This window comes from Bacillus sp. Marseille-Q1617, from assembly GCF_903645295.1.
GTDB lineage: Bacteria > Bacillota > Bacilli > Bacillales > Bacillaceae_B > Rossellomorea.
The window spans coordinates 253,330-278,311 of the sequence record NZ_CAHJXM010000002.1 but is presented as its reverse complement, the minus strand read 5'-3'; the positions used below and the strand labels follow the sequence as shown (position 1 = coordinate 278,311).

The following is a 24,982-nucleotide window of genomic DNA, read 5'->3' as shown; positions in this document are numbered from 1 at the left end:
TGAAGGCCCGTCCTGCGTTGCTTTAAAGCGACGCGGGACGGGCCTTTAGCTCGTTAAAGTTTCATTTTCATTCCTTCGTGTGTGGCGCTGAATCCGAGCTTCTCGTAGAATCGAAGAGCATCCCCGCGCTGTTTGTCCGTTGTGAGCTGGACCAAACTGCAGCCGCGTTCTCTTGCACGCTCCACCGCCCAGTTGATCATCTTGGATCCAACTCCCTGCCCGCGGACAGCAGTGGAAGTCCTCACACCTTCGATCGTCGACCGCCAGCTCCCCTGATGGGTAAGGTAAGGCGTGAAAGTGATTTGCATCACGCCTATGATTTTGTTGTCATGACAGGCCACTGTCAGTTCATTGTTCGGATCCGACTCAATCGCCTGAAAGGCTTTCATATACCCTTCCGGCAGGGGGTCCTCATAACGTTCCCTTTCTTTTCCCAATACATCGTCAGCGAGCATCTGGACAATCCTGTCCAAGTCCTCTTTTACGGCTAATCTGAATGTGATCTCCCTCTCCACCTCTACCACTCCTTACTTGTATCAATCTACTACCATCGTACCCGGCAGGCTCTCATAAGTTAATTAGAAGTTCATTATCCTCATGCATAAGTTTTCCTTATGTTTTAAATGGGGTGGTTTTTTCCGCTCTGAGTTTATCGCTTTTTTATGAGGGAATAATGGTGACAAGAAATCAAGGGGAGGTTTGGCGATGGTTAAAGTTCTGGGAACACGGAGCATTTACTCCGGACGGAATCTGTTATCGGGATTTCTATGCGGGCTCGGCCTGGTGGCATTCATTGATGAGACGGTCTTCCATCAGCTGCTTCACTGGCATCATTTTTATGACAGATCCACCACGGATATCGGCTTGGTATCGGATGGATTCTTCCATGCATTCAGCTGGTTTGCCACGATCGGCGGATTTTTTCTTTTTGCAGACCTGAAGCGGAGGAACGCCTACTGGCAGGCGAGATGGTGGGGCGGCATCCTGCTCGGCACCGGCGGCTTCCAATTATACGACGGCACGATCCAGCATAAGATCATGCGCATCCATGAAATCCGCTATGTTGAAAATGTGTTCGTTTACGATTTGATTTGGAATAGCATTGCCCTAGCACTGCTGATTGCCGGAATCATGGTGACGATCCTTACAGGCAGGAAGGCGAAGGCGGAGCTCATCTGATGAGCACGGATCACGTCCATGAAGAAGCTGCCCGGAGCCTTTTTGGGCCAACACCTCAATTGATTTTGGCCATTCCTTTTATTTGTGCCCTGATCCTTTATGTGTGGGCAGTGATCCTTTCAAACCGCCACTATAAAAAATGGCCATTGTACCGAACGGTTTCCTGGTCCGCAGGAGTTTTTCTGGCCGTTGCTTCTGTTGCCAGCCCCCTTGCAGAGAAGGCACATCACGATTTTCAGGCACATATGCTCGGACATCTTTTTCTTGGCATGCTCGCACCGCTGTTGATGGCATTGGCTGCACCAATGACCCTTACACTGCGCACCCTTCCCAGGAATAAAGCGAGAACGCTCTCACGGCTGTTAAAAACTAGGCCATTACAGGTATTGAACGACCCCTTTTTTGCTTCCATCGTGAATATAGGAGGGCTGTGGCTGCTTTACACCACCAGTTTGTACAGCGCCATGCACCAAAACATTATGCTGCATATATTCATCCATCTGCATGTATTCCTTGCAGGTTATCTATTTACTGTCAGTTTGATCTATATTGACCCAATTCCGCACCGTAAAAGCTATGCATACCGGGCTGCGGCATTGCTATGCGCCCTTGCTGCCCATGGCATTCTTTCGAAAATTATTTATGCCCGGCCGCCGGAGGGAGTCCCGGTAAATCAAGCCGAAGCCGGGAGTATGCTCATGTATTACGGCGGAGATGCAATCGATATGATCATTATTTTTATCCTTTGTCTGCAATGGTACAAAGCATCCAGACCAAAGCCGGGCGTTATCCATTTATAAAATACGAAAAACCCCGGGCTTGTGCGAACCCGGGGTCTTTCATGTCCTAGTTTATGTGCAAACTGTGCTTTAAGTGTACTTTTTTTCCAAGATAAGTACAAGATGTGAAAGTCACTTTCAAAAAAATGTCACAGTTTGTTCACAAAACAAAATGGTGTCCAAAAGTAAAGGCCCATCCCTGATAGTAAGGGATGGGCCGCCATCTATCTTATTCCGCTTTCAACGCTTCTTTCAACTCAGGCTTGGAGCGGTCCCACATGCCCTGGTCATGGTTTTTGAGGAAGTCTGCCAGGATCCCTTTTGACTTATCGTCCATGTGATCGACGATGATGTGTCGTTTGATGGATTTATCCATATGATTGACGTGCTCCGGCATCGACTTGTAGCCTCTCCGCTTTTCACGATTCATGACCATTTCACAGGCAGTCACCCCCGCATAATAAGGGCCGTCCTCCATGCGGTCAATCGTCACCCAAATCAGCCAGAACAGCTTGCCCCCGGCTGAATCCTCCCGGTTATTCGTAAATTTAATTCCTCTTTCCATCGGGCTCCGTGCGTGCATCGCACCGATTTCGATCGTCGCTTCCCCTTCTTCCACATCGATCATGACAGGAGACACATTATCTAGGCTCAGCGCCCCGACACCATAGCCTCCATGCCCGTCAGTAGGGTCACTTTTTATGATATTAAATCCGATGTTCTTTTTCTTTTCCATCGTTTTTCACTCCTTTTAGCTAAAGATTGAAAAAATCGTTCCATAAATCGTACTGAATGCCTGGCCCGTCGCACTCATACCGGTATTCAAGAACGGCCAGATCGTATATTGATCAAGCGGTGTGATCACCAGGATCAAGAACAGCAGAATGCCGTATTGTTCAAACTGACTCATTTTCACCCGGACATGGGCCGGTGACAGATCTTCGATGATCCGGTACCCGTCAAGCGGAGGGAACGGCAATAGGTTAAAGACAAATAGAAGAATATTCAATTCGACGATCATCTGAAGAAGATCGACCGCGAACGGAGGGATCCCGCCGCCCGTCACCCCGACAAAGAAATAAAATAAACCGAACGCGATGAACGCAATCAGGAAATTGCTCAGCGGTCCTGCCGCCGACACGAGAATGCCCGCCAGCCGCGGATTCTTGAACCGCGAACGCATCACCGGTACAGGCCGGGCCCACCCAAAACCGGCAATCAGTATCAAGATGGTTCCAAATGGATCTAAATGCTGAACAGGATTCAGCGTCAGTCTTCCCTGATCCTTGGCTGTCGTGTCCCCGAATTTGTAGGCCACGTACGCATGTGCAAACTCATGGACCGTAAACGCCAGCACCAATGCGATGACCACAAACGGAAGCTCTTCCAGCGAAAAGATCGAAATAGACTCAAACAAACTGCGAAAAGTATCCAAAATATGTACTCCTTTAAAAATGTTTTACTTTCTTATTCAATAGTATACCGAAAAAGTCCTGCTCATGACTTTATCATCCAAGCTTGCTTCCCCGCTCTCCCCGGATTACAGTATAGAAGCAGGGTTCTACCCACGATTGTATCAAAATCAGAGATAAGGAGCGAATCAAAATGCCTTACATTACCGTTAAAATGCTCGAAGGACGTTCAGAAGACCAAAAGAAAGCCCTCGTCGAAAAAGTCACCCAGGCCGTCAGCGAAACAACCGGCGCCTCAGAAGACAAGATCGTCGTGTTCATTGAAGAAATGACGAAGGGGCATTACGCTGTCGGCGGGAAGAGATTGAGTGATCAGTAAATCGCTTCACATGAGGCTCTGAAGTTATTGCTTTGGAGCTTTATTTCTTCCTCTCCGTATTAAGGATTCAACCAAAGACATCGAATATCCGAGCTTCTCTGCAATAGTCTCCTTGCTTACACCATTTCGATAATCACGGGCAACAGATTGGTATCTTTCCTTTTTTTTATATACCTTATGAATTTGATTTGCCCTATTCCCAGTTACTCCAAGTGTTTCACCGATGGCTCTAAATGTTTTCCCTTCTTCCCTTAGCTTGTTCACAAACAACTCTCTCTCCGTAAAATCATAATGCTGCATGTAATTTTCCTCCTATTTATAAAATAAAAAGACCGCCCTTCCACTAAGAGCAGCCCTTCATCCAATTTATTGAACAACCTTAATCTTCTTCAACCCGTCGATATAGGCAAACGCCTCATCGATTTCTTCTTCCGTATACTTCTGCTTGCTCTTCAGCGTGAAGACCTTCTCGCAGACTTCTTCTTTTGTAAGATTATCAAAATATAAAACCGTTGAAACAAGCTCCAAAAAGCGTGCAGACTGCGTATTCATATCCGTTAGGCAGTCCTTCAGGGACGGGATGTCCTTTTCATAGAGTGAAAGGAATTCTTCCCCTTCCTTCGTGACGGTGTAGCGGTACTGGTAATAGCCGCCCTTTTTCTCGCGCACCTCCGAGATGAACCCCATATTGCACAGCTCCTCGACGCGCAGGGTCAGCTCCTCAGAATAAGGGCCGTAAAAATGAAATTGGAATTTTTCCTGAAACGGGAAAGCGAGCTTCTTGGCGATGAAGATCATCTTCTGCAGCTTCTTCCTTCCCACCACTTCGCCGGACGCTAAAAAGGCACTCATCAGTTTTGCATGTTCTTTCAACAATGTACGTCATCTCCTACTCCTAGTATTGCATCAGTGATTCTCCGTTGGCATAGGTGTCGGGGCTGTCCTGAGATGTGGCCTTCGCACAGATTGCGCGAACCGCTCATCCTCACAGCCTTTTTCTAAGAAAGTTCCAGAATCGTCCGTATCTGTCTCTTTATATTCTTCTTCGTTGATTCGTCGTATAGTAAATCCACTGGATAGTATAATTTATGGTCGGTTCTGCGCTTTCCCGAGATGGAATCCACGATATCCGATTCCCTCGAGAGCTCCCGAAGCTCGTCATTTCTCATTAAAAGATGGATCGGAAGGCGTTCCTCTTCCTCACCCGGCCGGTAAAAATCGTATGGAAGATCAGAAGATGAATCCACGACCAAATAATACTCGGGGTCGATGCCCGCTTTTTTAAACAGGGTCTCAAGCTCGCTGTGCTTCTTGTATTCCTTCGCCGGATCGAATTCCACGTATTTGAAGAGGTTGCGGTTCATGAACCGCTCGCATAAATCGCGCAGGATCCCGTCCTCTTCTTCCTGCCAGATCTGAAAATAATACATGATCACCGATTCATCGAGCTTCAAGTAGTCCTGGAGAGCAACATCCCCTGTAAAAAGGGAATAAAAATGAAGGGGCTTCTGCTTGAAAGAGTATCCCGTTTCATGAAGTTCCTTCGCTCTATGTAAAATCTTCGTCAGGATGACCTCTGCACTTCGCGTCACAGGATGGAAATAAACCTGCCAATACATCTGGTAGCGGCTCATGATGTAATCCTCAACGGCATGCATCCCGCTCTGCTTTATGACGACCTGATCTTCTCGCGGCCTCATTACACGCATGATTCGTTCCATGTCGAAGTGTCCGTAGCTCACACCCGTAAAATAGGCATCGCGCTGCAGATAATCCATGCGGTCGGCATCGATCTGGCTCGATATCAGGCTCACGACGAGCTTGTTCTCGTACGTCTTCGCGATCACCTCTGCCACATGCTTCGGAAAATCCTTGCCTACTTTGGAGAGAACCTGATTCACTTCCGTACTGCCGAGAATGATGGCCTGAGTGAAATGCTCATGATCCAAGTGGAACACTTTTTCAAAGGAATGTGAAAAAGGTCCGTGGCCGAGGTCATGAAGCAATGCAGCACAAAGGGACAGCAGCCTCTCCTCCTGATCCCATTCGGGTCTGCCGTCAAAGACATCGTCGACAATGCGGCGGATGATTTCATAAACCCCAAGGGAATGGTTGAACCGGCTATGCTCCGCGCCATGGAAGGTCAGATACGTCGTTCCCAGCTGCCTGACCCGTCTGAGACGCTGGAACTCCTTCGTCCCGATGAGATCCCAAATCACGCGGTCTTTTACATGAACATACCGATGAACAGGGTCTTTAAATACTTTTTCTTCATGTAATTTCTGCTTGGAATACTCCATCTTCTACCCTCTTCCTAAACTAGCATATTTCTATTATAGCGACTTTGTACCCGGTCTTCATCTCGAATTTTGTCGAAAAAAATATAAAAATGTCCCCTGAACAACTCACACCGGGCACTCCGTCACCCTCCAAAAAAATTTCAGCTTTCTTACCATCTTGACAAACATTTTCATCCTCTTTCCATTACTTCTCCATCCCTTAAATATTTCCTTCCAACAGGCCGCGTAAACCTTTTTAACCCAATCCATGTCCTAGACCTGAATGAATGGCCATTCCGCGCCCCTTTTACATTGAAAGAAGGTCTTAAAGCAGTTTAAGGTAGAAAAGAAAAAACTCCCTTAAAGGAAGTTTGCTGAACCAAACATTTATTTCTTCAATTTCTTTTCGATCTTTTCCATTAATTCTTCTTCCGTCAATGCCGCTACCGGACGATTATTGACAAAGGCGAATGTCTTTTTGCGTCCTGGACCACAATAGGACTGACACGCAATATCGATCGGTGCGTCCGGATCCATCTCTTTTAATTTGGGAATCAAAGTCTTTAAGTTAACGGCCTGACAATCATCGCAAACCCGGAATTCGTTTGCCATCTGCCAACAACCCTTTCTATCTATCGAATCATTTATTTACTAAACATCGATTTATAGAATACAGTTTTCTGCAAGGATTTGCAAGAGAGTGTCGTTTCCAGGTTGTGGTGACTCACCTGCCACGGGTGGTTGATTATGGAAGCAGTTTTGGGGAGATGGCACCCCTCACAATATAAGTGAATTGGTTTAACCGAAACCAGCGTTTGATTGGAGTGGAAGACGAAGACTCCTGCGGGAAAAGCGAGACAGGTGAGACCCCGCAGGAGCGCAGCGACGAGGAGGCTCACCGGCCGCCCGCGGAAAGCGAAGTCTTCCACGGAAATCAATAAGCGGCATTCAAAGAACCGAACAACGAAACTACCAACTTCAAAAAAATTTTAACATATTCGTATAAAAATCTATAAAACTGCCCATCCTTTTATCAACGAGTCATTTAAGTAAATTATGGGAGTTGAGATGAGAATGATGAAGACAAGACAGGATGCCTGGACTGATGAAAATGATTTACTATTAGCCGAAACCGTCTTGCGTCATGTACGCGAAGGCAGTACACAGCTAAACGCGTTTGAAGAGGTTGGAGATAAACTGAACCGCACATCCGCAGCCTGCGGGTTCCGCTGGAATGCAGTGGTCCGCCACCAATACGAGAAAGCTTTGCAGCTGGCAAAAAAACAGCGCAAACAGCGCCACCGCCTGCTGGGGAAAGATCAGGGCGGAAAGAAGAAGCTATTATACAAGCCGCCTACACCTTCATATGAAGAACTGGATGCTATGTCTCTATCAATGGCTGAAGCGGAAGAAGAAATGGAATTCCAATTCGAGGATTATGTACCGGCAACTGAACAGCTTTCACAAAAAGCTGAACAGCAGGAAGTTGAAGTTTCAGAAACTGTGGAAGAGCAGCCCGTTGCCCCGCAGGCACCAGCAAGCAAGCACATGGTGAACCCATCCGCCCTTCGCGGTGAAGTCACACTTGAAAAAGTGATCGCCTTCCTGCAAAATATGGCGCAATCCAGCGTAAACTCGGATATCGTAAAAATCGAGAATCAGAGATTAAAACACGAACTCGCTGAGATTAGAAGAGAAAACAAAGAGCTTGAAAAGAAGGTCGCCGAGCTCGAAACCAACTCTGTCACGATGCAGGAAGACTACGAAACACTTATGCAGATCATGAACCGCGCCCGCAAGCTTGTCCTGTTTGACGAAGAAGGCGAAGCAAAAGCACCGCGCTTCAAAATGGACCGCAACGGAAATTTGGAGAAGGTCGCAGAGTAACATGTATAGTGAGCCCCCCTTTTAATAGGGTTCCCAAGCCAGTATGCCTTTTGTAAGAAAGGGTGTGCTGGCTTTTATTGATTTTGCGGCATTATGAAGGGGTATTTTCCCCTCTTTTCAAATGAATCGGAAATTTTATGGGCGGAAAAAATATGGATATGGGCGATATTTTATTTTTAAGGGCGGAAAAACATTTTTAAGGGCGGTATTTTATTTATAAGGGCGAAACAGGACACTCAAGGGCCTATATACAACACGGGGTATGCAACCAAAACATAAATCGGACTACTGACAACCCATAACCCAATCTAACCGACCTCAAACTCTACCATTCTCAAACCCCGTCAACCTATACGTCCGATAACCTCCACAATAGTGATAAAAACAGCAGATGCTCCAGCTGCACCAATCACCGGCAAGGCGAACAGCTTCTTAAACCTGATCCAGACTGAATCCACTGCCTCCTTATCATAAGGGACGACGGCGAAAAAAGGGCTGTCCAGCATTTTTCTGAACAAACTTTTCAGCCACGACTGGATGAAAAAAGCAAAGCCGGCAAAGACGATCCATTTCAGCCATATCGGCAGGATGATGACCGCTGACATCGTCAACAAGAAGACCTGAATATAAAGCGTAAGATAGTTTCTCCTGAGGAACCCCTTCACCAGCAGCTCAAGCAGGCCGTCTTCCTTTGACCTCCTCCCCTTGAAGAGACGCTGTGAGTCGCGGAACACATGGAGCGGCCGGCTCTTCTGATTCTCCGGTTCCTTCTCCACTTCCATAGAATACGTTAAAATGAGTTTGATATATCTGACCCTTTCCCGCCCCTCGATTTCAATTTCCTTCATGAACCAGCGGTCGGTCCTCGGCATCTGCCACAGGTGGTGAAAAATGACCGCCGCTGCCATGGATAGACCGATGACACCTGCAGCAAACGATCCACCATTCGTCACCAAAACCGCTGCTGCCGCCGCAAGCAGCACGAACGCCGCCAGCTTGACCGTTCCCTTGGAGGTGAATTTTTTCACCGTCATGAAAAGCAGTCTGACCGCAAGCACCGCTGCCATCAAAGGGTACACCTCGGAAACCTGCAACCCGTATATGCCGGCAAACAAAGGCATTGCAATCACACCTGCAGCCAGGACCCGTATCACCGAGTCCACTACAGAATATAAAAAACTATATCGTTTAAAAGGGTAAAGAAGGTCTTTTTGCTGAAGAAGGTATAGCAGGTCTGCCTCCATTAAATAGGTCCTGAAATTCCCGCTTGCTGTCACGAACAGAATCAAAACAAACAAAACATGAAAGGGCAGCCGGCCGCTCCAATAAAGTTCACTGTGCTCCCACATATCGGCGTAGAGGAAGGGAGCCGCAATCAGCACCGGAATGACCAGATAAACGACGATTGTCCAGTCGAGGACCGACTTCATGACGCCCCATTGATAGTTCCACTCTGCCGCCAGCCTCCTCCTGAACAACGTGCTAGCCCGCATGACTTTCACTCTCCGTCAGCACATCGAAACAATCAAACAATGATCCCTCCATTAACCCGCTGTCTCTCCGGACTTCAGCCAATTTCCCCTGTACGACAAGTTTTCCGTTTGAAATAAGGACAAACCGGTCGCAAATTTTTTCTGCCGTATCCAGCACATGAGTTGACATCAAAATGCCGGCCCCCCGCTTTTTTTCTTTTGTGATCAGCTGCAACAATTTTTTCGTGGCATTCGGATCAAGCCCCATGAACGGCTCATCGATGATGTATAAATCGGGCTTCTTCAAAAAAGCCAGGATCAGCATGACCTTCTGCTGCATCCCTTTCGAAAAGCTCTCCGGGTAATGGTGGATCCTCTGTGATAATTGAAAAAAGTCAAGCAGCCTTTTTGCTTCAAGCTTAAAAGCCTCTTCGTCGACATCCAAGGTCGACATGAGAAAATCAATATGCTCCCAAAGTGTCAGCCGGTCGTAGAAAATCGGCCGCTCCGGTATGTATGCATAATCCCCCACTTGAACCGTTCCATTTACATGCTTAAGGATTCCCAGAATCGATTTGATCGTCGAACTTTTTCCTGCCCCGTTCGGCCCGATCAACCCGACAAGCTCCCCCGGCCCGACCGAGAACCGGATATCCTTCAGCACATTCGAACCGCCTTCATAACCTGCTTCTTTAATATCAACTGTCAGATACACTCTGATCTCCTCCAATGTGAAGTAAGATGTTATCTCAAAGTACGAACACAAATCATAAAAGTTTCAATTTTTTACCAAAACTCAACAAAAAAAGACCAAACGTCCTAATCGGTCATTTGATCTTTCTGCTGCGTATTTAGTTACCCAATACCTTCTCATTCCGTTCCACGACTCTTTGATAATACATTTCATACATCGTATACTCTTCACCTTGAAGGGCACTGGAGTAAATCTCACCGCTGAGCGTCTTCAACGACTGCAGGAACCGGAGCATCACATCCTGTACGGTCAGTTCCGCGCCGAGCAGCTCCGATAACGAAGCCATCACCTCAGGGCGGATGGACGGAAACGTGAACTTCGTCTGTTCTCCCCTGAGCCCTGTTTCATAAAACCGCCGGATCAACTCTGCCCGCTCAGAACCGCTTCCATTTACACACAGATAGATTTGCACAGCCACCCCGTTCCGGATGCGCCGCTGTGAAATCCCGGCAAACTTCCTGTCACCGATGCTCAGATCATAGCTTCCCGGACAGTACGACTCTGTGATTTCTTTCGCTTCCATCTCGACATCGAAATCCCTGAACATCTCCTGAACAAGCAGCCACATCGCATCATAGCCTCTATTGATATCGATCCCTTTTTCCGAGTCAGGGAATACCAGAGACAAATTCAGGACCCCCTCATCCAGCACAACCGCCAAACCTCCGGAGTTCCGCACAATATATTGATAACCCGCTTCCTCCAACGCGCTTAACGCTTCAGAAAGAAACGGCAATTTCGTATCCTGTATACCAAGCACCACCGTCTGATGATGGACCCACGAACGGGCAGCCGGATCAGATTGAACCGCTCCCACAGCCGTACACAATGTATCATCCATTGCAAAAGACTGCAGCGCACCGAACATCGGCCCGAGACTCGACTGATCGATCACCCTCCACCGTTCCTGACGAAGCAGTGCATATGCTTTTTCCTTATCCATAACGCTTCTCCTTCACTGAAAACATGCGGGTTTATTATAACATAAAATAGGGGTGGGAGTGCCTGGGTCTTGGTGGGGTAATGGGTGGTGCGGCTCGATGGGTGGGTGCACCGGATTGGTGCCAGGAACAAATAGGGCGATTTGTTCCTGGCACAATGACACCGGTTTGTTCCTGGCACAAAAGGCGGTATTTGTTCCTGGCACAGACCTCTTATTTGAGCCTGGCTCAATCCGTTCAAAACGAGCCTGGCTCAGATTACCCATCTTGAGCCAGGCTCAAATCAACACAATCGAGCCAGGCACCACCCCCATATAATGAATGTACCTGGTACAACACCCTTCACTTGTACCTGGTACAAATCAAACCCAATGTACCAGGTACACACCAAACACCCCACAAAAAAAGCCGGACCCTCACTAAGAGTCCGGCTTTCCACAAACCATCATTACAGCGCCTGAGCAGCCGTAATCAATGCCAATTTATATACATCTTCCTCATTGCACCCGCGGGAAAGGTCGTTTACAGGAGCGTTCAATCCTTGAAGGATCGGCCCTACTGCTTCGAAGTTTCCTAGGCGCTGAGCGATTTTGTAGCCGATGTTTCCGGCTTCGAGGCTTGGGAATACGAATACGTTCGCATTACCTTTGATGTCTGCGCCCGGGGCTTTTTTCTCTGCAACGGACGGGACGAATGCCGCGTCGAATTGGAATTCTCCGTCTACTGTCAGCTCAGGTGACTTTTCTTTTGCAATCGTCACGGCTTCGACCACTTTTTCGGTTTCTGCTGATTTTGCAGATCCTTTTGTGGAGAAGCTCAGCATCGCAACTCGTGGGTCGATGTCGAACATGTCTGCTGTCTTTGCACTTTCCACCGCGATTTCAGCCAGGTCCTGGCTGTCAGGTGAGATGTTGATCGCACAGTCGGCGAATACGTATTTCTCTTCTCCGCGCACCATGATGAACACGCCTGATGTTTTGCGTACGCCTTCTTTTGTCTTGATGATTTGAAGGGCTGGGCGGACCGTGTCAGCCGTTGAATGGGCAGCACCGCTCACAAGTCCGTGTGCTTGTCCAGTGTACACAAGCATCGTTCCGAAGTAGTTTCCGTCAAGAAGGATTTTCTTCGCATCTTCTTCCGTCGCTTTCCCTTTGCGGCGCTCGACGAAGCTTTTCACAAGGTCGTCCATGCCGTCGAATCCGGCCGGATCCACAAGCTCGCAGCCGTCAAGCTTCACGCCTGATTGATTGGCCACCGCTTGAACTTCATCGACATTCCCCACTACGATCGGAGTCAATACGCCATCGCTTGCCAGACGGGAAGCCGCGCGTAAAATACGCTCATCCTTGCCTTCCGGGAAGACGATCTTCAGTTCTTTGCCTTTGATTTTATCTGTCAGTGTCGTAAATAAGTTACTCAATAGAGGAACCTCCTTGATTTATACATATCCATTCTTAGAATACTCTACTCATATAGGAATTCAAGGAAAAGGGAAAATGTATTCGGTTACACCGTTAAAGTCTTTGTTTTCAAAAAATTCCGCTTCACCTTTTATCCTTCCTATACCCGATACAGCATGCAAACAATCCCTTATGTAACACCTTTTAGTGTGTTCCGTAAAAGCGCTTCCTATCCTATAATTGTGCCATTTTAACGACATTTGGGTTTCCCATTCTTACTCTTTGACCAAACTATGATATAGTGACATTGCAAGGCTGTTTTCTATAAATTGTTGCTCTACGTACTTATCTATAAGTTTGAATGAAGAGCGTGATCGTGCTCTTTTCGAAATCAATCTTTTTAACAGTCATGGACATATAACTGAAAATACCCAAATTCCGGTATTTTCTTGCGGGTAATGCAACAAAATATGCGAAAAGAGCCTAAATGAAAAGAACTTTAAGGAGTGATTGAACATGCCAGAACCAGCACAAACATTGGACGGTTGGTATTCACTGCATGATTTCCGTGCGATCGATTGGACTACATGGAAGATGCTTCCGAGTGAAGAAAGAGCAACGGCGATTGCTGAATTCCACCGTTTCTTAGATAAGTTGAATACGACTCAGGCTGCAAAAGAAGGAAGCCATGCCCTTTACACGATCGTTGGGCAGAAAGCGGACTTCATGCTGATGATCCTGCGTCCGACGATGGAAGAACTGAATGAACTCGAAAACGAATTCAACAAGCTTAAAATTGCTGAATTCACGATTCCGACATTCTCATACGTTTCTGTCGTTGAGCTTGGTAATTACATGCCGACTGAAGGCGATCCTTATGACAATCCGTATGTTCAGGAGCGCATCTACCCGATCCTTCCGAAGGCGAAACACGTCTGCTTCTATCCGATGGACAAGCGCCGCCAGGGCAATGACAACTGGTACATGCTTCCGATGGACGAGCGCCGTTCACTGATGAAGAGCCACGGCATGATCGGCCGTCAATATGCCGGCAAGGTAAAGCAGATCATTACCGGTTCTGTCGGTTTTGACGATTATGAGTGGGGCGTTACGCTATTTGCCGATAACGTTCTTCAATTCAAGAAGCTTGTATACGAAATGCGTTTTGACGAAGTAAGCGCACGCTACGGCGAATTCGGTGCATTCTACGTTGGTAACCTGTTAGAAGAAGAGGGAATCTCTAAGTTCCTTCATGTATAAGAATGAATTAAGCAGTCCGTTTTGGGGCAACACCAAAATGGACTGCTTTTTTGCGTTCTGCAGAACCCCGCTGGTGATTCCCCTTAACAATTTCATTTTACTTCCGATATAAATATCTGGGTTTGCAAGTGGATTAAACAGAAAATAATCTGGGTATTGATAAAAGTCGGATTACCCCGCTTACCTGGAAATATCAAGATGAAGAGGAGAAGGATAACATGGAAGAATACAACATTACACTAGATTCAATTAAAGACCGAGTGAAAAAGGGCCGAATCACCGTGGAAGAAATAGAATGGCTGATTGCAAAGGCTGAAGAAGACAATAAAAAATAGACCGAAAAAACTCTCCCGGTCCACTAAAAATTTTACCAAAATATTCTGCCGTACCGGGAGGGGGCCTTTCTGCCTCAGTTAGACAGAGAAATAACAAAAACAGTAAAGTGACCCGAAAAGGGCACGGCCTGACTCATTTTATTTCAATCGTATTCAGCATCTTCAGCATCTCCGGAACAATCCCTTCCGACTCCTCCGCATTCCGGTAATGAATCGTGAATTTCAACAGAACGCCATCCACTTCTTTAACAGCGACGTTCATCTGCACCTCGGAATCGTGTGCGTGAAGCACAAAATCAGCCTCTTTGTAAAATGGCAGCGAATTCTCCGTCTGGAGTTCAGTGACTTTGCCCAACATCTTAAGCTGTTCGTGTGCCTGCTTTTTCAATGAACCGATCTCAGCACCAGAATCGATCACTTCGACTCTTGTAAAATAGTAGTCGTCATTGGCTGATTGAAGGATGAATCTCCGTGGTTCTTCCGCCGTGTAATAATATCCGGTATAGGGAGTCAATCCCGGAATGACCTTATCGGCATCGTATCCCGGTGATTTGTCAGGTGTGACCTTATTCACCTTCAAGACCTGACCGGCAAAAATCAGGCTGCTTTTCAATCCGTTTCTCTTCTTCAGTTCTTCCACTGTCAGTCCGTATGTCTGACTGATTCCCCATAGCGTGTCCCCCGGCCTCACCAATACAAACGTTGGAATTTCGAGCTTCTGCCCTATATAGATCGTGTCTGAATTCAGCCCGTTCACGTGTTTTAATTGCCCGACCGTTGTTTGATGCTTTTTAGCGAGGCTCCATAACGTGTCTCCTTTTTTGACGGTGACCACTTTTCCAACCTGAAGCTTGCTTCCTGCATAGATCAAGCTAGAGTGCAGGTTGTTGCTCTCCTTGAGTTGGTCGACAGACATTCCATACTTTTGCGATAAGCTCCAAAGCGTATCCCCTTTTTGGATCAAATGAAAGCCTGCCGCTCCTGCACTCGATACACTCAGCGCAGATATGGTCAAAGCAAGGAAAGCTGATTTAAACATGTTGTTTTTCTTCATCTTTATTCCCCCATGATGTGTCTCTTGATGTGATTCCTACTTCATTAGACGCCTGAAAAAATCACAAGTTACGTGGAGATGAGCCCATTTTATACAATAGGCCCGGTCAAATGGCCGGTTCCGCAAGTTTTGCCGGGTAATCGTTAATCTGCCCAATTATAAGAATATCTTTTCGTGCCCGGACATAGACATGAAATAGTGAGACAGAAAGCATCTTCTAAAATGAGGTGGGAAGATGGCTGTTGTACCTTTTAACGAGAAGGAAGTGAAACTCCTCGCTCGATTGATGAGGGCCGAAGCCGAGGGTGATGGTCAGCTTGGGATGCTGATGGTTGGAAACACGGGGATCAACCGTGTAAGGGTGCGATGTCTGGACTTCAAGGATATCAATTCGATACAACGGATGGTGTTTCAAAAACCGGGCGGATTCGAAGCCACACAAAAGGGTTATTTCTATCAGCGGGCAAGGGAGAAAGACATCAATCTTGCCAGAAGAACAATAAGAGGCGAAAGATTTCACCCTGCGTCAAATTCGTTATGGTTCTTCCGGCCGGAAGGAGACTGTCCCGCCAAATGGTTCAATCAATCCAACTCCGGCCGCTTCAAGGCACATTGTTTCTTCATTCCAACCAGGCAAGATTGTCCAAAGGCCTATTAAACTGACAGGCTCTCTTTAGACAGAAACGTAAAAATCATGATTTTCAAGGAGGTATATCACTTGTCAAATCAAGAATTCAACCCATATTACCAAGGGTATCAAGCGTATGATCCTTACCGTCAATACTATGCCGGTGCCGTAATGCCGCAGCAAGGGCAGGTTCAGGGGGCCCAGCAAGGACAGGGGCAATATATGCAGCCGCCTGCACAGCAAAATGCCCCGGGACCGTCGCAGAACATTCCCGGCATGCTCCCTGTCGAAGAATCTTATATCGAGAACATCCTGCGCCTGAATAAAGGAAAAGTGGCGACTGTTTATACGACGTTTGAAAACAACACACAATGGAATGCGAAAGTATTCAAGGGCGTCATAGAAGCGGCCGGCCGCGATCATCTTATTTTAAGCGATCCCCAAACCGGAATGCGCTATCTGATACCGATGATTTACTTGGATTACATCACCTTCGACGAAGAAATCGAATACGAATATCCGTTCAACGGGACCGGATTGACAAGTTATTCCCCGCGGTAATCCAAACCTCAAGTGTTCAAAATCCAATTTTGAACACTTTTTATTTTTTGAAGGCCCGTCCCGCACTGCGTTAAAGCAGCGCGGGACGGGCCTTGTTTGATAAAAAAAAGACCGACTCCATGGTCAGCCTTTCTTATTATTACATCGTCTTTGCAGCAAAAATCACGAGAAGGATCCACCCGGCAAGGAAGCTCACGCCTCCGAACGGTGTGATCGCTCCGAGGATCTTGATGCCCGATATGCTCAGGACGTACAGACTTCCTGAGAAAAGAATCGTCCCGATCAGCATCAGCCAGCCCGACCAGGACAGCAGTGACGTCGGGGAAACCGTCCCCATCAAGACACCGATGATGATGATCCCGATCGCATGGAACATTTGATAAAGGACCCCTGTATTCCAGGTGTCTATGTATTTCTTCTCGATCTTGCCTTCAAGTGCATGGGCACCGAACGCCCCCAGGCCCACTGACAAAAACGCACTAAGCGCTCCGATGATAATGAATGTTTTCATGGCTCTACTCCTCCGCATGTATTAACACTTTTTTCATATGGGAGATGCCCTCCCTCTTACGAATCCCGTGGATCAAAAATCAAATAATGAATCCCCGTTTGCCCCGTCGTCCGTTTCCAGCGGTTCTTCTTTCTGGACCTGAACCGGTCTCTGGACAGGCTGTTGTTGCTGCTGCGAAATGAATGGGACTGTCTGCTGCGGTTGAAGGGGCGCAGTGAAGCTCCCCCCTTGGTTGTTTTCTTCAAGCAGGACTTCACATAACACTTTAATCGAATTTATATGCTCTCGAATCTGCTGGGATTTCTCGGCAGATTTCGCTTTAGCCAATTCTTGTTCCATTCGTTTCATGACGCTTTGATGAGGAATATTCATTCCGGTCCTCCTTTCACTTTCGAAAGCTTACGTTCGTTATCTACATCATAATCCTAATTGTAAATGGGAGAATAATCAAATATGTTCTTATTTTGATTTAGGCGCAAACTTCAAACACGGACTTCCCGATGACTGGAGGACGACCATGGACGGCATCGCTTTCGTCTTGAAGCCGTACCCTTTGCAGCCCCTTGGATGGGCAGGTTCCCATGTAGTATAAAAATAACGGCAGTGAAAGCAGTTGATCCGCTTTTCTTTTTTCATCAAACTCGCCTCGCCTCCTGCTGATACGCTAAAACCCCTCATTTCAGAAAAATGAAGGGTTCCGGATTGTTTCACGTGAAACAACCTTCCTTATTCAATGCACCAATCGATTTCCTCCAACCCTTGCTCTTTTAAAAATTGATTCGCCTTCGAGTAGGGCCTGCTCCCGAAGAAACCACGGTGGGCAGACAGCGGGCTCGGGTGAGGGGCAGCAAGGATTTTGTGCCTGGATTCATCGATCAGGGCACGCTTGCTCTGGGCCGGCTTCCCCCATAAAAGGAACACCATCGGCTTTTCGCGGTCATTCAGCAGCCTAATCACCCTGTCGGTAAACTCCTCCCACCCTTTGCCGCGGTGTGAGTGAGCTTTTCCTTCCTGCACCGTCAAAACGGTATTCAACAGCAGGACACCCTGTTCAGCCCATTTTACGAGCGAGCCGTGCTGCGGGATCTCACATCCGATATCCTCATGGAGCTCCTTATACATGTTGCGTAAGGACGGAGGCAGCTTGATGCCTTTTTTTACTGAAAAGCTGAGCCCCTCCGCCTGATTCGGTCCGTGATAAGGGTCCTGCCCCAGCAAAACTACTTTCACATCCTGATAGGGTGTATAGTGAAATGCATTGAAGATATCGTACATGGACGGATACGTGGGCGACGATTGATATTCACCCTTTAACCATTCTCTTAATTTCAGATAATAGTCTTTCTGAAGTTCTTCCTCCAGCACCTCAGACCAATCATTATTAAAAATAGCAGAAGACAACGTGCGACATCCTTTCTACTTCTCGTACGTGATGGTCACTTTATAGCCTAATTGTTCAAAGATGCCCTTTAATGACTTTTCGGCATTCTTCTCAGCAGCCTCCAGCAGACCTTGCTCGACCGCTTCCTGACTGATCAAATCCTTCGCCACATCGGCAAGGGCGAAGCCTTCATTCCAATCGACGTCACTTCTGAAAACCCCTTCCACTGAAAAAGTTTTAATATTTTCAGTATCAATGGATGGCTCCTGAAGGATCTCCGCCTGCGGGAGCGTCAGTTGAATCTCTTTCTTCTCTTCATCTACCACTATATCGTTTTTATCAATCTGCTGTAAATCCACGCCTGCGAGCACCGTCCCCGGTACCACCATCAAAAGCTTCCGCTTCGTGCCCGGGATGTCGGCACTGATATCTTTTCCAAATAACTGATTATCCTCCTGCTCAATGACCGCTTTCACGAACCCTTGAGCCGTCGCCAGCGAACTCATTTCCTGAATGCGTTCAACAAACGACCCTCTTTCTTCTGTAAAAGTGGAACCACCCAGCCATGCGTACATCCCGATGGCGGTCCCGCCTGCCACTAATATGATCAAAAGCAGAATGAGCAGCAGCCGATTCTTCCAAAAGGAAAGAACCGAGGTCATCAGCTTCCATGAATTCCTGTTGCTTCTACTTCTATAATCAATAGCGGCCGTGGCGCTTATTTCTCTCTCATTCGCTTTTAACTCTTCCAAAATCCCTTCCATTTGCCTGATCTTTTCATATTGTGTACTCAACCACTTCACCTTCCTTACTTCTATTATAAGAAAATCTGTCGAATCTTGGAAACAATTATTCTCGCAAAAACAGTTACTAGATTATGGAAGTTTTAAACTATTTTCAGCGGGAAAAGCAAAAATAAGAACATTTGCTAGACTTAACATTACTTCATTAACGAGTTCCAGCAGTTTATTGGAGTGGAAGACGAAGACTCCTATCAGAAAAGCGGAAGGGCTTTGCTCAGAGGCGTGGGGCATAAGACGAAACGGCCACGAAGGCGTTTTTTGCCTTCTTGGTCGGTTTGGCTTATGACATGTGCCTCTAAGCCCTGCAGCTGGACAGTTAAACACCCTATAGGATTTGCAAGGAGGCTCACGGGGCACCCGCGGAAAGCGAAGTCTTCCACAGAAATAAACTGCGGTGTTGGAAAAACAATTTTCAGGAGGTTGAGAATGTATGTATAAAGTAGAAGTCGTTGAAAATGTAGTAGGAGCAAAAACAAAAATCGAGACGTTAACAGCAGAAGGCTACACGAAAGAAGATATTTATGTCTTTGCACACGACAAACATCGTTCAGAAGACATCACTGAAGGCACAGGCACCGAATCCATCGGTGTGAAAGAACAGGGAATGATCGAGAGCATGGGTAATCTGTTCAAAAGCCGCGGAGACGAGCTTCGAGACAAGATGAAAGCAGTCGGCATGAACCGGACGGAAGCAGACACCTACGAAGAAGAACTCGACAAAGGCAAACTGGTCATCGTCGCCAGCAAAGAAGCAAAAGCCAACAACCCAAGCCCGTTCTAATCATTTGAGTGGAAGGCCCGTCCCGCGACGCGTTAAAGCAGCGCGGGACGGGCCTTCTTTTTACGAAAAGAAAGAACATTTGTAATTACGCCGGCAGTATTATATCCTTTATTCAGACAAAAAATGGACACGACACTAGGAGGTAATCACCCATGACATTGAAAAAGACCCTAACGATCGCAGGATCCGATACGAGTGGCGGAGCAGGTATCCAGGCAGACCTGAAAACATTCCAGGAGCACGGAGTATACGGAATGACCGCCCTGACGACAGTCGTCACGATGGACCCTAATAACCACTGGCACCACAATGTCCATCCGCTTTCAATCGATACACTGGAAGCTCAGTTGGAGACGGTGCTGTCCGTCGGAATCGACGCAATGAAAACAGGGATGCTCGGCACGGTCGAAATCATCGAGCTTGCTGCTAAAAAAATCGATCAATTCGGCTTGGATAAAGTCGTGATCGACCCGGTTATGGTGTGTAAAGGGGAAGACGAAGTGTTGAACCCTGAAACCACGGATGCCATGAGAGAGCACCTCCTTCAGCGCGCGACCGTTGTGACGCCGAACCTGTTTGAAGCAGGTCAGCTGGCCCAAACCGGTCCGATCAAAACGGTTGACGGTATGAAGGAAGCCGCAAAGAAAATCCATGACCTCGGAGCGAAGAACGTTATCATCAAAGGCGGCAAGCAGCTGGAACATGACAAAGCCCTTGACCTCTTCTACGATGGCAGCGAATTCACTCTGTTGGAAGAAGAAAAAGTGGACACGTCTTACAACCACGGCGCAGGCTGTACCTTCGCCGCTGCCATTACATCCAACCTTGCGAACGGTCAGGATGTGAAGGAAGCCGTTCAAAACGCGAAGAAATTCGTTACAGCAGCGATCAAGCACGGTTTTAAATTGAACGAATATGTAGGCCCGGTTATGCACGGAGCTTATAATCGTGTAGAAAAATAATATTGAATTTGCAGTATTCGGGTGCCAGGCACAGATTGGATGATTTGTGCCTGGCACTTTTTTATGTGTAATGGCCGGAATGATGAATTAGTTGATAAAGATTTTTCGACAAGTTGCGCAATTAATTGGATTATGGCGCAATAATTTTGAAAGTAGCGCAATTAATAAATAACCGGCGCAATTAACTCTAAAGTGGCGCAATTAATATTACTAAATTAATATTCCCTTCTCATCGTCTGTTTTCAAAGCATTCTTAGTTAAGAATTTTTATTAAAATGATCATTTTCCTCAGTAAATAGAAATAACTCACTGAAAAACAAAGGAAAAATTGAAAAAACTTTTTAAAATGACGAACAGCTACTTCGATCCCGCCTCACCTTCCCACCTCAAACCGCCGCCCCCTCACAAACAGACTTTTCGCATTCACGGAAAAACTTTAGTAAAATGGAACATAATACGTAAGAGTCATTTCTGTACTCAAGGAGGAAATGGAATGGAACCGATCAAGATCGCTGATGCGCAAGGATTGATCAATCAATTTGCCCGTCAGGATGTCTACATACATTTGGAAACGACGAACGGAGCGTACGCCGCTCACTTCAACGAAGGCTTCTTCAACGCCGGAGCCTACATCCGCAATGCGAAAGTCAATTATGAGCATGGGAAAATCATCGGGGACGGACCTTTCCGTGTCGGATTGAAAATCGAGATCGGCTGGATTTATGCGGAAGGCCTCACCCACTACGAAATGGACGAACACGGCCGCCTGTTGATGGCCGGCCACGGTGCTGACGGGAAGCTTGCTGTTGCACTGGAAATCAGCCCTACTCCGTTTAATTAAGAAAGGAGAGAAAAGAATGGAAAAAGAAAGAAGAGTCCTTGTCATCTTCCCGCACCCGGATGATGAAGCATTCGGCGTGTCCGGGACGATTTCAACTCATATAAATAACGGCACCCCCGTCACGTACGCCTGCCTTACACTCGGAGAGATGGGACGGAATCTCGGGAATCCCCCGTTTGCAACGAGGGAATCACTGCCCCTCATCCGAAAAAAAGAACTGAAAAAAGCAGCCGAAGCGATGGGTATCGAAGACCTGCGCATGATGGGCTACCGCGATAAAACACTCGAATTCGAAAACGACGAAAAACTCGCGAATATGGTAACGGAACTGATCGAAGAGCTCGATCCTTCACTCATCATCAGCTTCTACCCGGACTACTCTGTACATCCCGATCATGAAGCTACGGCAAGAGCAGTCGTCCGTGCAGTGCGCCGCCTTCCGAAAGAATCGCGTCCCAAACTGCACTGCCTGGCTTTCTCCAAGAACTGCCGGGAAGAACTTGGCGAGCCGGATATCGTCATCGATATCACACCGGTAAGGGATCAAAAGATCGAAACATTGAAAGCCCATATCTCGCAGACAGCCTGGATGCTGAAGGACCTTGAAAAAGGCATGGAAGTGAACGATCCTGAAGCACTGAAATGGGTGACCACCGAAAACTTCTGGAGCTACCAGTGGGAAAACGATAAGGTAGAGTAAGGTCTATATTGAAAATTGAACACATAAAAAAAAGCATGGGACATTCGATGAATGTTTCATGCTTTTTTTATCTGGACAAATCAACAAGCTTAAAAATGAGTGATTACTCACTTTACAAACAAACCCAAATCATTTATATTTTAAAGTGAGTAATCACTCACTAACACATAACAACCTCTCGAAAGGTGTGAGAACATGAATTCTATCATTCAGTTAAACGATCTTTCCAAATCATTTAAAACGCAGCATGTATTAAAGGATGTGTCCCTTGATATCCAGCCCGGTGAAATCTACGGCCTGCTCGGTCCGTCCGGTTCCGGCAAGACGACGCTGATCAAAATGATGATCGGTCTTGAATTGCCTTCAAAAGGCAGAGTCACATTCAAAGGAAACACGCTGAAAGCGAAAGAGCTGTACCCGTCCATCGGGTATATGGCGCAGTCCGATGCCCTGTATGAAGAGCTGACGGCCAAGGAGAATCTGGCTTTCACGGCTTCTCTTTACGGACTCAAAAAAGCGCAGCGAAAACACCAGATTGAAAAAGTGATGGAGATGGTCGACCTTCTCCCCCACCTCGATAAGCCGGTCCACCAATATTCAGGCGGCATGAAAAGAAGGCTGTCACTCGCGATCGCGCTTTTGCATGACCCTGATGTCCTCTTTCTCGATGAACCGACCGTCGGGATCGATCCCGTTCTCAGGAAGGAGATTTGGGATGGATTCCATGCGCTAAAAGAGGAAGGCAGGACGATCATCATCACGACACACGTCATGGATGAGGCAGAACGCTGCGACAGGCTCGGTCTCCTGCAGCATGGGGAAATCATTTCGAGCGACACGCCTGCTGCCATCAAAACGCAATACGGCGTCAATTCAATAGAAGATGTATTTCTGAAAAATGGAGGTGTTCCCCTTGAGAATTAACGGTTTCGTCGTTCGTATCATCAGACAGCTTTTCCGGGATAAACGGACGCTCGCCCTCATGTTCCTGGCTCCCATCTTGATTATGACGATGCTTTCGCTTGTCTTTTCTTCAAACGATTATGAGGCAAAAGTGGCGGTCATAGATGTTCCCCAGCCTCTTGAGGCTAAGCTTGACCTCAAAGATTTTGAACGCTTTGAAAACAAAGATAAAGCCTTGAAAGCGATGGAAGACGGGGAGTTGGACGGGTATGTCACGTTTGAAGATACCGCCGCACCTCACATCGTCGTTGAAGGAAGCGACCCGTCGGTAAACGGGGCCGTGATGAAGAAGGTCCAGACCCTATTCCCTTCCCAATCTGCGAATCTATCAGAGGGAGTGACGTTTTTATATGGAAATGAAGACATGGGGATGTTTGACTCGTTTGGGCCTGTCCTGCTTGGATTCTTTGTGTTCTTCTTCGTATTTTTGGTAAGCGGGGTTTCTTTTTTAAGAGAGAGAACAACCGGCACGCTTGAGAGGCTGCTGGCTTCCCCGATCAAGATTTGGGAAATGGTCGTAAGCTATGTCATTGGTTTCGGGATTGTGACGCTCTTGCAGGCTGCGCTGATTTCCTGGTATTCCATCTATATTCTCGACATGATGATGGCTGGAAGCTTCTTTAACGTATTGATTGTCATCGTACTGCTTTCATTTACTGCGCTGACACTAGGAATATTGCTGTCCGCTTTTGCTAAGAATGAACTGCAAATGATGCAATTCATTCCGATTGTCGTCGTGCCGCAAATCTTTTTCTCCGGATTGTTCAATCTGGATACGATTTCGGAATGGCTCAGCTGGGTGGGACCGTTCACCCCGCTCTACTATGCAGCCAGTGCCCTGCGGGATGTGATGATCAGGGGGTTCGAGTTCAATGATCTGCTTTTCAACCTGGCAGTCCTTGCCGGATTTTCACTCCTGTTTATCACCCTAAATGTTGCAGCGCTTAAAAAATACCGTAAAATATAAGGTACAACGACTACGTTAGGGGTTTACGCATGTCTGAAGAAAAAGATGTTTTCAAACAATTATTCGAACAGGAAGAACCGTTTACGGAGAAGCAAAAGAAGATCGTGGAAGCCGCAATCGAGATGTTTGCAGAGAAGGGCTATGCCTCTACGTCGACAAGCCAGATCGCCAAGAAAGCAGGTGTCGCCGAAGGCACCATTTTCCGCCATTATAAAACAAAGAAGGACCTGCTTCTTTCGATTGTTTCACCAACCATGGCCAAATTGATCGCGCCCTTCGTGATCCGCGATATCAACAAGGTATTGGACGCCAAATACGAACGCTACGAAGATTTCCTGAAGGCGATGATCCTGAACCGCCAGGAGTTCCTGAAGGATAATATGACCGTCTTCAAGATCCTGATCCAGGAAATTCCTTTCCATTCAGAACTGAAGGAGCAATTCAAGGAGCACATTGCTCAGAAAATCTTCGATAAATTCACCGCCCTCGTCGATCACTACAAAGAAAAAGGCCAGATCATCGACCTGCCTTCGCCTGCAGTGGTGCGCTTCTCGGCGACAAGCATCTTCGGCCTTCTGCTCGTCCGCTATGTGTTCCTGCCTGAGGAAGAGTGGGATGACGAGAAAGAAATCGAGATGACGGTGCAGATGATTATGAACGGTGTCGGGAAAGGGTAATAGTCAAGAGCCTTGGGTTTGTGCCCGGGGCTCTTTTTTCAGACCCGTTTTACCGTTCGGTTTCACGGGTAACATA

The 24,982-nt window shown here is 47.1% G+C and carries 31 protein-coding genes and 1 pseudogene; 15 read left to right on the top strand and 17 right to left on the bottom strand.

What is annotated here, in order from left to right; translation table 11 throughout:
• Positions 1-53 precede the first annotated feature (53 nt).
• Positions 54-515, bottom strand: coding sequence for a GNAT family N-acetyltransferase (locus tag HWX64_RS12965; protein ID WP_175989974.1), 462 nt, complete (start codon positions 513-515; stop codon positions 54-56).
• Between the two features lie 190 nt (positions 516-705).
• Here HWX64_RS12965 and HWX64_RS12960 point away from each other — a divergent pair, with 190 nt between their 5' ends.
• Together HWX64_RS12960 and HWX64_RS12955 are read left to right on the top strand one after the other, a co-directional pair.
• On the top strand, positions 706-1,179 hold the full coding sequence (locus HWX64_RS12960) for a DUF2243 domain-containing protein (RefSeq protein WP_175989973.1): 474 nt from the start codon (positions 706-708) through the stop codon (positions 1,177-1,179).
• Positions 1,179-1,979: a cytochrome c oxidase assembly protein gene (locus HWX64_RS12955; protein ID WP_175989972.1), complete on the top strand. Its 801-nt coding sequence runs from the start codon at positions 1,179-1,181 to the stop codon at positions 1,977-1,979. Before HWX64_RS12960 ends, HWX64_RS12955 begins: the two co-directional genes overlap by 1 nt.
• 208 nt (positions 1,980-2,187) lie before the next feature.
• Here the strand turns inward: HWX64_RS12955 and HWX64_RS12950 are convergent, their stop codons facing one another.
• Together HWX64_RS12950 and HWX64_RS12945 are read right to left on the bottom strand one after the other, a co-directional pair.
• Positions 2,188-2,694, bottom strand: a complete 507-nt coding sequence (locus tag HWX64_RS12950) for a YwhD family protein (RefSeq protein WP_175989971.1) — start codon at positions 2,692-2,694, stop codon at positions 2,188-2,190.
• A gap of 15 nt (positions 2,695-2,709) precedes the next feature.
• Positions 2,710-3,393, bottom strand: a complete 684-nt coding sequence (locus HWX64_RS12945) for a site-2 protease family protein (RefSeq protein ID WP_254871147.1) — start codon at positions 3,391-3,393, stop codon at positions 2,710-2,712.
• Between the two features lie 170 nt (positions 3,394-3,563).
• Here HWX64_RS12945 and HWX64_RS12940 point away from each other — a divergent pair, with 170 nt between their 5' ends.
• Complete coding sequence (locus tag HWX64_RS12940; RefSeq protein WP_032086972.1) at positions 3,564-3,749, top strand: 2-hydroxymuconate tautomerase; 186 nt, start codon at positions 3,564-3,566, stop codon at positions 3,747-3,749.
• Positions 3,750-3,773: 24 nt separating this feature from the next.
• On the opposite strand, the gene HWX64_RS12935 is transcribed toward HWX64_RS12940, so the two are convergent.
• The 4 genes from HWX64_RS12935 to HWX64_RS12920 all read right to left on the bottom strand — a co-directional run bounded on the left by HWX64_RS12935 (position 3,774) and on the right by HWX64_RS12920 (position 6,640).
• A complete protein-coding gene (locus HWX64_RS12935; protein WP_032086973.1) occupies positions 3,774-4,049 on the bottom strand; it encodes a hypothetical protein in 276 nt (91 codons plus the stop codon).
• 66 nt (positions 4,050-4,115) lie between these two features.
• Positions 4,116-4,625, bottom strand: coding sequence for a YwgA family protein (locus tag HWX64_RS12930; RefSeq protein ID WP_032086974.1), 510 nt, complete (start codon positions 4,623-4,625; stop codon positions 4,116-4,118).
• A gap of 122 nt (positions 4,626-4,747) precedes the next feature.
• On the bottom strand, positions 4,748-6,049 hold the full coding sequence (locus HWX64_RS12925; RefSeq protein WP_175989970.1) for an HD domain-containing protein: 1,302 nt from the start codon (positions 6,047-6,049) through the stop codon (positions 4,748-4,750).
• 366 nt (positions 6,050-6,415) lie between these two features.
• Complete coding sequence (locus HWX64_RS12920) at positions 6,416-6,640, bottom strand: DUF1450 domain-containing protein (protein ID WP_071620720.1); 225 nt, start codon at positions 6,638-6,640, stop codon at positions 6,416-6,418.
• Positions 6,641-6,843: 203 nt separating this feature from the next.
• Between HWX64_RS12920 and HWX64_RS21965 the strand changes: the two are divergent.
• Positions 6,844-7,034 (top strand): annotated as a pseudogene (locus HWX64_RS21965) (hypothetical protein).
• Between the two features lie 71 nt (positions 7,035-7,105).
• Positions 7,106-7,915: an RsfA family transcriptional regulator gene (locus tag HWX64_RS12915; RefSeq protein WP_303049490.1), complete on the top strand. Its 810-nt coding sequence runs from the start codon at positions 7,106-7,108 to the stop codon at positions 7,913-7,915.
• A gap of 344 nt (positions 7,916-8,259) precedes the next feature.
• Here the strand turns inward: HWX64_RS12915 and HWX64_RS12910 are convergent, their stop codons facing one another.
• From HWX64_RS12910 to pta, 4 genes are all read right to left on the bottom strand, one after another.
• Positions 8,260-9,408, bottom strand: a complete 1,149-nt coding sequence (locus HWX64_RS12910; RefSeq protein WP_175989968.1) for an ABC transporter permease — start codon at positions 9,406-9,408, stop codon at positions 8,260-8,262.
• Entirely contained in the window at positions 9,398-10,102 is a 705-nt protein-coding gene (locus HWX64_RS12905) for an ABC transporter ATP-binding protein (RefSeq protein ID WP_175989967.1), read from the bottom strand. The genes HWX64_RS12910 and HWX64_RS12905 overlap by 11 nt, the downstream gene beginning before the upstream one ends.
• Before the next feature lie 136 nt (positions 10,103-10,238).
• The gene (locus tag HWX64_RS12900; protein ID WP_175989966.1) at positions 10,239-11,084 is read right to left on the bottom strand and encodes a lipoate--protein ligase family protein; all 846 of its coding nucleotides are present in this window, start codon (positions 11,082-11,084) and stop codon (positions 10,239-10,241) included.
• Between the two features lie 446 nt (positions 11,085-11,530).
• Complete coding sequence (gene pta, locus HWX64_RS12895) at positions 11,531-12,502, bottom strand: phosphate acetyltransferase (protein WP_175989965.1); 972 nt, start codon at positions 12,500-12,502, stop codon at positions 11,531-11,533.
• Between the two features lie 496 nt (positions 12,503-12,998).
• On the opposite strand from pta, the gene hemQ reads away from it, so the two are divergent.
• Complete coding sequence (gene hemQ, locus HWX64_RS12890; RefSeq protein ID WP_175989964.1) at positions 12,999-13,742, top strand: hydrogen peroxide-dependent heme synthase; 744 nt, start codon at positions 12,999-13,001, stop codon at positions 13,740-13,742.
• Positions 13,743-14,210: 468 nt separating this feature from the next.
• On the opposite strand, the gene HWX64_RS12885 is transcribed toward hemQ, so the two are convergent.
• Positions 14,211-15,131 carry a LysM peptidoglycan-binding domain-containing protein gene (locus HWX64_RS12885; protein ID WP_175989963.1) on the bottom strand — a complete coding sequence of 307 codons (921 nt, stop codon included), beginning with the start codon at positions 15,129-15,131 and terminating at the stop codon, positions 14,211-14,213.
• Positions 15,132-15,366: 235 nt separating this feature from the next.
• On the opposite strand from HWX64_RS12885, the gene HWX64_RS12880 reads away from it, so the two are divergent.
• Complete coding sequence (locus tag HWX64_RS12880) at positions 15,367-15,789, top strand: cell wall hydrolase (RefSeq protein WP_175989962.1); 423 nt, start codon at positions 15,367-15,369, stop codon at positions 15,787-15,789.
• A 141-nt stretch (positions 15,790-15,930) separates the two neighbouring features.
• A complete protein-coding gene (gerQ, locus tag HWX64_RS12875) occupies positions 15,931-16,320 on the top strand; it encodes a spore coat protein GerQ (protein ID WP_175990721.1) in 390 nt (129 codons plus the stop codon).
• Positions 16,321-16,459: 139 nt separating this feature from the next.
• On the opposite strand, the gene HWX64_RS12870 is transcribed toward gerQ, so the two are convergent.
• The 5 genes from HWX64_RS12870 to HWX64_RS12850 form a co-directional block, all read right to left on the bottom strand.
• Positions 16,460-16,831: a DUF423 domain-containing protein gene (locus tag HWX64_RS12870; protein WP_175989961.1), complete on the bottom strand. Its 372-nt coding sequence runs from the start codon at positions 16,829-16,831 to the stop codon at positions 16,460-16,462.
• Positions 16,832-16,903: 72 nt separating this feature from the next.
• A complete protein-coding gene (locus HWX64_RS12865; protein WP_175989960.1) occupies positions 16,904-17,203 on the bottom strand; it encodes a YwdI family protein in 300 nt (99 codons plus the stop codon).
• An 87-nt stretch (positions 17,204-17,290) separates the two neighbouring features.
• Positions 17,291-17,467, bottom strand: a complete 177-nt coding sequence (locus HWX64_RS12860; protein ID WP_175990720.1) for a uracil-DNA glycosylase — start codon at positions 17,465-17,467, stop codon at positions 17,291-17,293.
• Positions 17,468-17,557: 90 nt separating this feature from the next.
• Positions 17,558-18,232 carry a uracil-DNA glycosylase gene (locus HWX64_RS12855; protein WP_175989959.1) on the bottom strand — a complete coding sequence of 225 codons (675 nt, stop codon included), beginning with the start codon at positions 18,230-18,232 and terminating at the stop codon, positions 17,558-17,560.
• A gap of 15 nt (positions 18,233-18,247) precedes the next feature.
• The gene (locus tag HWX64_RS12850; protein WP_175989958.1) at positions 18,248-19,006 is read right to left on the bottom strand and encodes a DUF4230 domain-containing protein; all 759 of its coding nucleotides are present in this window, start codon (positions 19,004-19,006) and stop codon (positions 18,248-18,250) included.
• A gap of 439 nt (positions 19,007-19,445) precedes the next feature.
• Between HWX64_RS12850 and HWX64_RS12845 the strand changes: the two genes are divergently transcribed.
• From HWX64_RS12845 to HWX64_RS12815, 7 genes are all read left to right on the top strand, one after another.
• Entirely contained in the window at positions 19,446-19,796 is a 351-nt protein-coding gene (locus HWX64_RS12845) for a general stress protein (protein ID WP_175989957.1), read from the top strand.
• 152 nt (positions 19,797-19,948) lie between these two features.
• On the top strand, positions 19,949-20,758 hold the full coding sequence (gene pdxK, locus HWX64_RS12840; RefSeq protein ID WP_175989956.1) for a pyridoxine/pyridoxal/pyridoxamine kinase: 810 nt from the start codon (positions 19,949-19,951) through the stop codon (positions 20,756-20,758).
• A 493-nt stretch (positions 20,759-21,251) separates the two neighbouring features.
• Positions 21,252-21,599 (top strand): YojF family protein, encoded by a 348-nt coding sequence (locus HWX64_RS12835; RefSeq protein ID WP_175989955.1) that lies wholly within the window; start codon positions 21,252-21,254, stop codon positions 21,597-21,599.
• Positions 21,600-21,615: 16 nt separating this feature from the next.
• Positions 21,616-22,299 (top strand): bacillithiol biosynthesis deacetylase BshB2, encoded by a 684-nt coding sequence (gene bshB2, locus HWX64_RS12830; RefSeq protein ID WP_175989954.1) that lies wholly within the window; start codon positions 21,616-21,618, stop codon positions 22,297-22,299.
• Positions 22,300-22,494: 195 nt separating this feature from the next.
• Positions 22,495-23,223 (top strand): ABC transporter ATP-binding protein, encoded by a 729-nt coding sequence (locus tag HWX64_RS12825; RefSeq protein ID WP_175989953.1) that lies wholly within the window; start codon positions 22,495-22,497, stop codon positions 23,221-23,223.
• On the top strand, positions 23,213-24,229 hold the full coding sequence (locus tag HWX64_RS12820) for an ABC transporter permease (protein WP_175989952.1): 1,017 nt from the start codon (positions 23,213-23,215) through the stop codon (positions 24,227-24,229). Before HWX64_RS12825 ends, HWX64_RS12820 begins: the two co-directional genes overlap by 11 nt.
• Positions 24,230-24,258: 29 nt before the next feature.
• Positions 24,259-24,906: a TetR/AcrR family transcriptional regulator gene (locus HWX64_RS12815; RefSeq protein WP_175989951.1), complete on the top strand. Its 648-nt coding sequence runs from the start codon at positions 24,259-24,261 to the stop codon at positions 24,904-24,906.
• Positions 24,907-24,982: the final 76 nt, after the last annotated feature.

Bases quoted from the DNA above. Each gene is read 5' to 3' on its own strand.
- HWX64_RS12960 (WP_175989973.1), top strand. From the start codon at position 706: ATGGTTAAAGTTCTGGGAACACGGAGCATTTACTCCGGACGGAATCTG.
- HWX64_RS12955 (WP_175989972.1), top strand. From the start codon at position 1,179: ATGAGCACGGATCACGTCCATGAAGAAGCTGCCCGGAGCCTTTTTGGG.
- HWX64_RS12950 (WP_175989971.1), bottom strand. From the start codon at position 2,694: ATGGAAAAGAAAAAGAACATCGGATTTAATATCATAAAAAGTGACCCT.
- HWX64_RS12940 (WP_032086972.1), top strand. From the start codon at position 3,564: ATGCCTTACATTACCGTTAAAATGCTCGAAGGACGTTCAGAAGACCAA.
- HWX64_RS12935 (WP_032086973.1), bottom strand. From the start codon at position 4,049: ATGCAGCATTATGATTTTACGGAGAGAGAGTTGTTTGTGAACAAGCTA.
- HWX64_RS12925 (WP_175989970.1), bottom strand. From the start codon at position 6,049: ATGGAGTATTCCAAGCAGAAATTACATGAAGAAAAAGTATTTAAAGAC.
- HWX64_RS12920 (WP_071620720.1), bottom strand. From the start codon at position 6,640: ATGGCAAACGAATTCCGGGTTTGCGATGATTGTCAGGCCGTTAACTTA.
- HWX64_RS12915 (WP_303049490.1), top strand. From the start codon at position 7,106: ATGAAGACAAGACAGGATGCCTGGACTGATGAAAATGATTTACTATTA.
- HWX64_RS12910 (WP_175989968.1), bottom strand. From the start codon at position 9,408: ATGCGGGCTAGCACGTTGTTCAGGAGGAGGCTGGCGGCAGAGTGGAAC.
- HWX64_RS12900 (WP_175989966.1), bottom strand. From the start codon at position 11,084: ATGGATAAGGAAAAAGCATATGCACTGCTTCGTCAGGAACGGTGGAGG.
- hemQ (WP_175989964.1), top strand. From the start codon at position 12,999: ATGCCAGAACCAGCACAAACATTGGACGGTTGGTATTCACTGCATGAT.
- HWX64_RS12885 (WP_175989963.1), bottom strand. From the start codon at position 15,131: ATGAAGAAAAACAACATGTTTAAATCAGCTTTCCTTGCTTTGACCATA.
- HWX64_RS12880 (WP_175989962.1), top strand. From the start codon at position 15,367: ATGGCTGTTGTACCTTTTAACGAGAAGGAAGTGAAACTCCTCGCTCGA.
- gerQ (WP_175990721.1), top strand. From the start codon at position 15,931: ATGCCGCAGCAAGGGCAGGTTCAGGGGGCCCAGCAAGGACAGGGGCAA.
- HWX64_RS12870 (WP_175989961.1), bottom strand. From the start codon at position 16,831: ATGAAAACATTCATTATCATCGGAGCGCTTAGTGCGTTTTTGTCAGTG.
- HWX64_RS12865 (WP_175989960.1), bottom strand. From the start codon at position 17,203: ATGAATATTCCTCATCAAAGCGTCATGAAACGAATGGAACAAGAATTG.
- HWX64_RS12860 (WP_175990720.1), bottom strand. From the start codon at position 17,467: ATGAAAAAAGAAAAGCGGATCAACTGCTTTCACTGCCGTTATTTTTAT.
- HWX64_RS12845 (WP_175989957.1), top strand. From the start codon at position 19,446: ATGTATAAAGTAGAAGTCGTTGAAAATGTAGTAGGAGCAAAAACAAAA.
- pdxK (WP_175989956.1), top strand. From the start codon at position 19,949: ATGACATTGAAAAAGACCCTAACGATCGCAGGATCCGATACGAGTGGC.
- HWX64_RS12835 (WP_175989955.1), top strand. From the start codon at position 21,252: ATGGAACCGATCAAGATCGCTGATGCGCAAGGATTGATCAATCAATTT.
- bshB2 (WP_175989954.1), top strand. From the start codon at position 21,616: ATGGAAAAAGAAAGAAGAGTCCTTGTCATCTTCCCGCACCCGGATGAT.
- HWX64_RS12825 (WP_175989953.1), top strand. From the start codon at position 22,495: ATGAATTCTATCATTCAGTTAAACGATCTTTCCAAATCATTTAAAACG.
- HWX64_RS12815 (WP_175989951.1), top strand. From the start codon at position 24,259: ATGTCTGAAGAAAAAGATGTTTTCAAACAATTATTCGAACAGGAAGAA.